Source organism: Bradyrhizobium sp., from assembly GCF_036735945.1.
Classification (GTDB): Bacteria; Pseudomonadota; Alphaproteobacteria; order Rhizobiales; family Xanthobacteraceae; genus Bradyrhizobium.
The window spans coordinates 1-7,710 of sequence record NZ_DAINNI010000174.1 but is presented as its reverse complement, the minus strand read 5'-3'; the positions used below and the strand labels follow the sequence as shown (position 1 = coordinate 7,710).

The following is a 7,710-nucleotide window of genomic DNA, read 5'->3' as shown; positions in this document are numbered from 1 at the left end:
CCGCCGATGATCGCGGCGATGAAACCCTTCAGGCCGATCAGGAAGCCGGTGTCGTAGTAGAGCGTCGTGATCGGCACGATCAGGATGCCGGAGATCGCACCGATCACGGATGCCAGCAGGAACGCGATCTGGCCTGACAGCGTGGTACGGATACCGACGAGGCGGGCGCCGAGCCGGTTGACGGCGGTGGCGCGCAGCGCCTTGCCCATCAGCGTGAAGCCGAAGAACAGCCACAGCCCGACGATGAAGCCGATGGTGAGCCCGTAGACCGCAAGGCTCTGGCCGGTGAAGCGCAGCGGACCGATGGTGAGCGCCGCGCTCGACAGCGCCGGACCGCGCAGGCCTTCGGCGCCGAAGAACACCAGCCCAAGGCCCTGCAGCGCGAGGTGGCAGCCGACCGACGCGATCAGCAGCACCAGCACCGACGTATGCGCGAGCGGCTGGAAAGCGAGGCGGTACAAGTATAGCCCGATCGCCGCGACGATCAGGAGCGACAATGCGATATTGATCGCGATCGGCGTCTTCGGCCCGGCGAGGCGATAGGTGAGGACCAGAAGGGCGGCGGGCAGGACGACGTTGAGCGCAAACGAGCGCATGATGCGCTTCAGCCGCAGGGCTCGCCGCGCATCGAACAGGTCGAAGCCGAAGGCGGCGACGCCCATCGCCATCGCCAGCCACACCGTGCCGGGCACGGCGCCCGTCGCCAGCATGGCGTAGCTCAGCGCGCCATAGGTGACGAATTCGCCCTGCGGGATCAGGATGACGCGGGTGACGGCAAACACCAGCACCAGCGCGAGCCCGAGCAGCGCGTAGATCGCGCCATTGGTAATGCCGTCCTGCAGCAGGAACAGCATGATCGTCGTATTCAAGACTGGCGCTCCCCCTCAAGCGTCTCCGGCAGTTGAAAGACGCCGATATTTGATATATTCGATAACAATTATCGACTATAACATCAAGGGCCGGGCCACCGGCCGAAGCCTTTCTCGGGTGCGAGCCTCACGTCATGACAGTTTCCAAGGCAGCGACCGATCCCGTCAAGTCGCCGCGCAACCACGGCAAGGAAATGGCGGAGGGCGCCCCGGACAGTGCCGCCCTGCATCTGGGTGAACTGGCCGAGCTGCTGGGCTATTCGCTCAAGCGGGCCCAGCTCAAGGTGTTCGAGGACTTCCTGCGCTGCGTGGCGCCGTTGCAGCTGACGCCGGCGCAGTTCTCGGTGCTGCTGCTGCTCGACCGCAATCCCGGGCGCAACCAGACCGAAATCGCCAACACGCTCGGCATTCTCCGGCCGAATTTCGTCTCGATGCTCGATGCGCTGGAGAGCCGCGGCCTCTGCGCCCGGATGCGCTCGACCAACGACCGCCGCTCGCACATCCTGGTCCTGACCGACAAGGGGAAGGCGGTGCTGGCCCGCGCCAAGAAGCTGGTTGCCAGCAAGCACGAGGCGAGGCTCAACGAGCTGCTTGGGCCGGCCAACCGCGTGGCGCTGCTGGGGATGCTGTCGAAGATCGCCGCGCAGTTTTGAGGCGCGTCACGCCGCGCCGATACGGCCCTGAACTTCGCGCCGCCCGCGACCCGACAGAAACTGCCGCTCGATCTCGGCGGCGGGAAGCGGCTTGCTGAACAGGAAGCCCTGCATCTCCGTGCATCCCTCGGATGTGATGCTGTGGAGCTGCTCGGCGGTTTCCACGCCTTCCGCGGTCGCCGTCATGCCCATGCCGTTGGCCATCGCCGCAACCGCGCGCACGATGTTGAGCGAGCTCGAATTCTCGGTGATGTTCTTGACGAAGGAACGGTCGATCTTGATCTTGTCGAACGGAAAGCTCTGCAGATAGGTCAGCGACGAGTAGCCGGTGCCGAAATCGTCCATGGCGATACGGATTCCGAGCGAGCGCAATTGGTGCAGCAGCGCCAGCGTCGCCTCCTTGTTGTGAAGCAGCACGCTCTCGGTGATCTCGATCTCCAGCCGCGTCGGCGCAAGACCGGAAGCGGCGAGGGCGCCTACGATCACCTGCATCAGGCCGGGACTGCGGAACTGGATCGCGGAAATGTTGACGGCGACGCGAAGGTCATCAGGCCATTGCGCCGCCGTGGCGCAGGCCTGCCTGATCACCCACTCGCCGATCGGGACGATGAAGCCGATCTCCTCGGCCAGCGGAATGAAGGCCGCCGGCGAGACCATGCCCCTGGTCGGATGGTTCCAGCGGATCAGGGCTTCGAAGCCGCTGATCTCCTTGCTCGCGAGGTTGACGACCGGCTGGTAGTGCAGCTCGAATTCGCCGCCGGGCAGCGCCTTGCGCAAGTCCAGCTCCATGACACGACGGATCTGCATCTGCAGGTCCATCGCGGCTTCGAAGAAGCGGAACGTGCCGCGGCCGTCGCTCTTGGCGCGGTAGAGCGCGAGGTCGGCGTTGCGCAGCAGCTTGTCGGGAACAGACCCGTCGCCGGGGCCGACCGAAATGCCGACGCTGACGCCGATCACGGCCTGCTGGCCGTCGATGTCATAGGGCTCGCTCAGTGCATCGATGACGCGCTGAGCCAGCCGGGTGGCATCGGCGGGGTCGGTAATTGCGCATTGCACGATCACGAATTCGTCGCCGCCCATCCGTGCGATCGTGTCGGCTTCGGCAACGAGAGAGCGCAGCCGCTCGGCGACGGTCCTGATCAACCTGTCGCCGTAGGGGTGGCCAAAGGTATCGTTCACGGCCTTGAACTGGTCGAGGTCGAGATGGTGGACCGCCACCATTTCCCCGTGCTGGATCCTCGCCAGCGCCTGTTCGAGCCGGTCGTTCAACAGCACGCGGTTGGCAAGGTCGGTCAGCGCATCGTGGTGCGCCATGTATTCGATCTTGATTTCGGATCGCCGCTGTTCGGTGATGTCCTCGTGGGTCGCGACCCAGCCGCCGCCGGGCATCGGCCGGTGCCGGATCTTGATAGTGCGCCCGTCCTGCAATCCGACGGTACTATCCCTCGCCTCGTTGGACACCGCAACATTGGTGCGCCAATGGATATATTCTTCCCGCGTCATCGCCGGAAAGCTGCCGGCAGCGATACGCAGGTCGACGATTTCCGTCACCATCATGCCGGAGCGGACGCGGTCGGCGGGAATATTATAGAGATCGATGAACTGGTCGTTGCAGACGATCAGGCGGTGATCGGCATCGAAGAAGCAGAGCCCCTGCGACATGTTGTTGATCGCCGTGTCGAACTGGAAGTTCTTGATCCGCATCGCCTCTTCCTGCTTGCGGCCGAGTTCGAACTGCGTCTTCAGCCGGGCGTTGAGTTCCTCGCGTTCGGTGATGTCCTCGTGGGTCGCCATGCCGCCGCCGCCGGGCATCGGGTAAACCGTGTAGGCGATGATGCGGCCGTCGCTGAACTCCTGCATCGTGGTGTCGAGTGCGACATCGCGGCCGACGCGCTGCCGAATGTAATCGTCGGGCGCGAGCGGTACCTTGAGGCCGAGATTGAGCCGGTGCCGGATCAGTACGTGGGTCGGGGTTCCCGGCTTTACCTGTTCGGGCGACAGGCCGTACATGTCCCGGTAACGCACGTTGCAGAAGACGACCTCGCGCTTGTCGTCGAAGACGACGATGCCGAGCGACAAATTGTTGATCGCCTCCTCGAGGCGCGCACTCAACGGCGCCGACTTGACGGCGATGTTCTGGCCCTGGTCCGGCATAAGACGTTTCCCGGCCGCTATCGGCGGCTCTCTTCCTTCAGAATGATCGGGGATTAGAAAGCCTGGCTGGTGAATCGCATCCTCGAACCGGGTAAGCCCGCAAGGCTTCCTGCCAACATGCTCAACAAGGCATTAACGCTGCGCCGGCACGTCCAGGATGCGAGGGACGCCTGAAAAACCTAGGCGGGATCGACCAGTATCACCCTGACGTCATTGACGTTGGTGAGCGTCGGGCCGGTCAGCAGCAGATCGCCGGTCGCGGAAAAGAACGCGGTCGCATCGTTGTTGGCGAGATAGGCCGCGGGGTCGAGGCCGAGCGACTTCATCTTCGCGAACGTGGTCTGGTCGATCAGGGCGCCGGCCGGATCGCTCGCGCTGCCGGCGCCGCCATCGGCGCCGTCGGTGTCGGCGGCAAGCGCCACGATGCCCGGCGTGTCCTTGAGAAGATCCGCCAGCGCCAGCGCGTATTCCTGGTTGGGGCCGCCGCGACCGTTGCCGCGCACGGTCACCGTCAATTCGCCGCCCGACAGGATGGCGGTACGCTTGCCCTCGCCGCGGGCCTTCAGCGCCAGCCGCGCATGATCGGCGGCCACATCGCGTGCCTCGCCTTCGAGATCCGCGCCGAGGCCGACGACCTCATAGCCTGCATCCCTTGCCACCTTGATCGCGGCGTCGAGCGACGCCTTCGGCTTTGCGATCAACTCGAACTGCGCGCGGGCAAAGGCAGGGTCGCCGGGCTTGCAGCTCTCGTTCCTGGGATCGTCGAGCGCGCGCTTCACGGCATCGTCGACCGCAAGGTTATATTTCGCGACCAGCGCGCGGGCGTCCGCCAGCGTGGTTGGATCCGGTACCGTCGGCCCCGACGCGATCGCCGAGGGGTCGTCGTGCGGCACGTCAGAGATCGCGAGCGTCACGATCTCGGCGGCGCGTTGCCCGGCACGGGCCAGCCGGCCGCCCTTGATCCGCGACAGGTGCTTGCGGACGACGTTCATCTCGCCGATCGGCGCGCCCGAGCGCAGCAGCGCGCGGTTGACCTGCTGCTTCTGCGCGAACGTGACGCCATCGGCCGGCGCGATCCAGTTCGCCGAGCCGCCGCCGGACAGCAGCACCAGCAACAGATCGTCGGCGGTCGCTTCCGCGGCGAGGCGCAGCGTTTCGTCGGCGGCCTTCAGTCCGGCCTCGTCCGGCACGGGGTGGCCGGCCTCGATCACTTTGATCCGCCGCGTCGGCACGCCATGGCCGTGGCGCGTCGTGGCAAGGCCGATCAGCCGCGACGGATCGAGTCCCAGCGTATCGAGATAGTGCCGTTCGGCCGCCGCGGCCATCGCCGCCGCGCCCTTGCCGGCGGCAAGGCAAATCACGCGACCCTTCGGCACGGGTCGCAGATGCGCCGAGAGCACGACATCGGGATGCGCGGCCGCAACGGCTGCGTCGAAGATCGCACGCAAGAGGGAACGCTGGTCGGTCATGATGGCAACGGCAGCTATGGACAGGAAGGGTGGTTATCCATCCAAACGCTGCAAAAGAAAACCCCCGCAGCGTGTTCCTGCGGGGGCTGTGCGGCCCGCGAATGGGCCGATTGGCTTTTCGAATAGCTAGCCGCCGACGTCGCCGCTCATGATCTCGCCGAACAGCTCCCACGCTTCGCCCTTGAACTTCTGCAGTTGGACCTGCGAGATCGGAGCGAAGTCGGTCGGGCTGGTGTTGACCTTGATGCCGGGCAACAGGCCACCGAGCTCGAGTCCCTTGATGTTGGCGGCCTGCTTCATGACGTTCTCACGCGTCAGATCATCGCCGCACGCCTTGAGGACGTGAACGAGTCCCTGGGCAACGGTGTAACCATACATCACTCCGCCATCGATCCGGTTACCTTCCGGGAAATACTTCGTCAGGAATTCATCGAAGGCTTTCATGCCGGCGTCGTTCTTCCACTGCGGGTCGGACGTGTCCTTGAGGTAGGCCGAGGAGATGATGCCCTGGCTGGCTTCGAAGCCGGCGGGCTTCATGACGGCGCCAATCGAGGCCGAGACGTTGTTGAGGAAGTGCGTCGGCTTCCAGCCGATCTCGGCGTTCTTCTTGATCGCCTGCGCCGCGAATTTCGGCGTGGTGATGTTCATGAACACGTCGGCGCCGGTCGCCTTCAGCTTGACGATGTGGGAGTCGATCGTCGGCTCGGAGACTTCGTAGCTCTCTTCCATGACGATCATCGAGGCGGCCTTCGCACCGAGACCGTCCTTGAAGCCCTTCAGATAGTCCTTGCCGTAGTCGTCGTTCTGGTAGAGCACGCCGATCTTGGCATTCGGAAAATTCTTCAGGATGTACTTGGCGTAGATGACGGTTTCGCTCTGGTAGTTCGGCTGCCAGCCCATCGTCCACGGGAAGCTCTTCGGATCGTTCCACTTGGTGGCGCCGGTCGCGACGAACAGTTGCGGCACCTTCTTGCTGTTCAGGTACTTCTGGATCGCCGTGTTGGGCGGGGTGCCGAGCGGGTTGAAGACGATCAAGGCTTCATCGCTCTCGACCAGCTTGCGTGCCTGCTCCACCGTCTTTGGCGGCGAGTAGCCATCGTCATAGCTGATGAAATTGATCTTGCGGCCGTTGATGCCGCCCTCGGCGTTGACCTTCTTGAAGTAGGCTTCCTCGGTCTTGCCGATCACGCCGTAGGCGGAAGCGGGTCCGCTGTAGGGCATGATGTTGCCGATCTTGATTTCGGTATCGCTGGCGCCGGGGTCGTATTTCTTCTGTGCGAATACGCTGCTCGAACTTGCAGCAAGCAATCCAACCGCGGCCGATATGACCGCAAGTTTTTTCATTTTGGACATTTCTGTCTCTCCCTTTTCATTTCTTAATGTAACTTGCCCGGCCCCTTGATGGGGCTCTTGTGGACCGCATCGTGATTAGCATCTTGGCAGGGGCGTCACAACAAGAAGCCCCTGCGGCAAAAGTCGCAAGGGCTGCATGTTTATTGGGCTGACGCGGTAGGACTAGCCGCCGACGCTATCGGAGAGGATTTCGCCGAAGCGCTCCCAGGTCTCCCCTTTGAATTTGATCAGTTGTACTTGCGAGATGGGAGCGAAGTCCGTGGCCGACGTATTAACCTTGATGCCCGGCAGCAGGCCGTCGAGCTCGAGATCCTTGATGCTGGCCGCCTGCTTCATGACGTTGGCGCGGGTAAGGTCGTTGCCGCAGGCTTTCAGCACATGAACCAGGCCCTGTGCAACGGTATAGGCATACATCACTGCGGCGTCGGCGCGATTGGCTTCCGGGTAGTACTTGTCCAGGAACTCGTTCCAGGCCTTCATGCCCTTATCATTCTTCCACTGCGCGTCCGTCGGATCCTTCAGATACTGCGAGGAGATGATGTCCTGGGCATTTTCCGGGCCGGCCGGCTTGATGACGCTGCCGATCGAAGCCGAGACGTTGTTGAGGAAGTGCAGCGGCTTCCAGCCGATCTCGGCGTTCTTCTTGATCGCCTGCGCCGCGAACTTCGGCGTGGTGATATTCATGAAGACGTCGGCGCCGGACGCTTTCAGCTTGACGATGTGGGAGTCGATGGTCGGCTCCGAGACTTCATAGCTCTCCTCCAGAACGATCATCGACGCGGCCTTGGCGCCGAGCCCGTCCTTGAAGCCCTTCAAGTAGTCCTTGCCATAGTCGTCGTTCTGGTAGAGCACACCGATCTTGGCATCCGGCTTGTTCTTCAGAATGTACCGCGCATAGATCTGCGTTTCGCTCTGGTAGTTGGGTTGCCAGCCCATGGTCCATGGAAACTCCTTCGGGTCGTTCCACTTGGTGGCGCCGGTCGCGACGAAGAGTTGCGGCACCTTCTTGCTGTTGAGATATTTCTGGATCGCTGTATTCGGCGGCGTGCCGAGCGAATTGAAGACGATCAGGACCTCATCGCTCTCGACCAGCTTGCGCGCCTGCTCCACCGTCTTCGGCGGGCTATACGCATCGTCGTAACTGACGAAGTTGATCTTGCGGCCGTTGATGCCGCCCTCGGCATTGATCTTCCGGAAATAGGCTTCTTCGGT

At 63.2% G+C, this 7,710-nt stretch carries 6 protein-coding genes; 1 reads left to right on the top strand and 5 read right to left on the bottom strand.

Annotated elements, in window-relative coordinates; all coding sequences use genetic code 11:
• Positions 1-869, bottom strand: an 869-nt coding sequence (locus tag V7E26_RS27900; protein ID WP_324422569.1) for a branched-chain amino acid ABC transporter permease, incomplete at its 3' end; no start/stop codon positions are given.
• Positions 870-1,003: 134 nt separating this feature from the next.
• Here V7E26_RS27900 and V7E26_RS27895 point away from each other — a divergent pair.
• Positions 1,004-1,522 (top strand): MarR family winged helix-turn-helix transcriptional regulator, encoded by a 519-nt coding sequence (locus V7E26_RS27895; RefSeq protein ID WP_324422567.1) that lies wholly within the window; start codon positions 1,004-1,006, stop codon positions 1,520-1,522.
• A 6-nt stretch (positions 1,523-1,528) separates the two neighbouring features.
• Here the strand turns inward: V7E26_RS27895 and V7E26_RS27890 are convergent, their stop codons facing one another.
• The 4 genes from V7E26_RS27890 to V7E26_RS27875 all read right to left on the bottom strand — a co-directional run.
• Positions 1,529-3,676, bottom strand: a complete 2,148-nt coding sequence (locus tag V7E26_RS27890) for a sensor domain-containing protein (protein ID WP_324422566.1) — start codon at positions 3,674-3,676, stop codon at positions 1,529-1,531.
• Between the two features lie 179 nt (positions 3,677-3,855).
• Positions 3,856-5,145: a glycerate kinase type-2 family protein gene (locus V7E26_RS27885; protein ID WP_324422564.1), complete on the bottom strand. Its 1,290-nt coding sequence runs from the start codon at positions 5,143-5,145 to the stop codon at positions 3,856-3,858.
• A gap of 126 nt (positions 5,146-5,271) precedes the next feature.
• Positions 5,272-6,498 (bottom strand): ABC transporter substrate-binding protein, encoded by a 1,227-nt coding sequence (locus V7E26_RS27880; RefSeq protein WP_324422562.1) that lies wholly within the window; start codon positions 6,496-6,498, stop codon positions 5,272-5,274.
• 162 nt (positions 6,499-6,660) lie between these two features.
• Positions 6,661-7,710, bottom strand: a 1,050-nt coding sequence (locus V7E26_RS27875; protein WP_324422560.1) for an ABC transporter substrate-binding protein, incomplete at its 5' end; no start/stop codon positions are given.

Coding starts and splice junctions, on each gene's coding strand:
- V7E26_RS27895 (WP_324422567.1), top strand. CDS start 1,004: ATGACAGTTTCCAAGGCAGCGACCGATCCCGTCAAGTCGCCGCGCAAC.
- V7E26_RS27890 (WP_324422566.1), bottom strand. CDS start 3,676: ATGCCGGACCAGGGCCAGAACATCGCCGTCAAGTCGGCGCCGTTGAGT.
- V7E26_RS27885 (WP_324422564.1), bottom strand. CDS start 5,145: ATGACCGACCAGCGTTCCCTCTTGCGTGCGATCTTCGACGCAGCCGTT.
- V7E26_RS27880 (WP_324422562.1), bottom strand. CDS start 6,498: ATGTCCAAAATGAAAAAACTTGCGGTCATATCGGCCGCGGTTGGATTG.